The 322-nt window shown below is 76.7% G+C and carries 1 protein-coding gene; it reads right to left on the bottom strand.

Features of this window, described 5'->3' with window-relative positions; all coding sequences use genetic code 11:
- Positions 1-322 (bottom strand): hypothetical protein (locus tag ACFFNX_RS27290; RefSeq protein WP_378208240.1); only part of this gene is annotated, 322 nt, incomplete at both ends.

Below are 322 nucleotides of genomic sequence, written 5' to 3'. Positions count from 1 at the left end.
CGGCGGCGGCGCGGGGCGGCCGGCGTCCGGTCGCGGCGGCGGAGAGAGCGCAGGGCGGCGTGGGTCGGCCGCTCCGCCGTCCCTCCCGGCCGAGGGGGAGGCCGGATCGGTGGAGTCGCGTACGTTCAGCACCGTGCCGTCGACGACCTTCGGGATGGGCTCTTCCGAGCGGGTCTCCCGTGCGGCGTCGGCGAGGGCCGTCTCGGAGCCGGCGGGCAGATCGTGGTCGTGGACCCCCAGCTCGGCGGCGATGACACGATCACCCCCTCTGAGGGCGTGCAGGCCCTCGGCGTGGATGCCCATGCCGGCGCCCATCAGCAGG

The sequence above is a fragment of the Actinoallomurus acaciae genome (assembly GCF_042429965.1).
Taxonomy (GTDB): domain Bacteria; phylum Actinomycetota; class Actinomycetes; order Streptosporangiales; family Streptosporangiaceae; genus Actinoallomurus; species Actinoallomurus acaciae.
The sequence above is the reverse complement of the archived record's forward strand: the minus strand, read 5'-3'. Positions and strand labels throughout refer to the sequence as shown.